The 502-nt window shown below is 46.6% G+C and carries 1 pseudogene; it reads left to right on the forward strand.

From position 1 onward, the window contains the following. Positions 1-502, forward strand: a pseudogene (locus B6K90_RS23915) (hypothetical protein); the annotation flags it as partial.

Here is a 502-nt window from a genome sequence, read left to right on the forward strand (position 1 = left end):
CATATGTAGGACCAAATCCAAATGCAGCTCAAACGTTACCAGCATATATGGGACCAAATGAAAACTTCCCACAAACGTTACCAGCATATATGGGACCAAACGCAAACTTCCCACAAACAATGCCAGCATATATGGGACCAAACGCAAACTTCCCACAAACATTACCAGCATATATGGGACCGAATGAAAACTTCCCACAAACATTACCAGCGTATATGGGACCGAACGCTCACTACCCATTTTATCCAAGAGGAGAGGGAGGGGCATTACCAACATTACCGAGTTTTGGAGCTATGCCGATGCTAACTGGAGTAACTGGAGAAGCACCAGGAGCGACTGGAGGAGCGCCAGTGCCACCAACTGCGATGCCAATGCCGTTACCAGCACCAGTTCCTACACCATTACCAGCACCGTCGTACCCAGTAAATAATACACAAACACTACCATCATATATGGGGCCGAATCCAAATGCACAAACATTACCATCATATATGGGACCGAA

It is taken from the genome of Gottfriedia acidiceleris (assembly GCF_002128425.1).
GTDB classification, from domain to species: Bacteria; Bacillota; Bacilli; order Bacillales; family Bacillaceae_G; genus Gottfriedia; species Gottfriedia acidiceleris.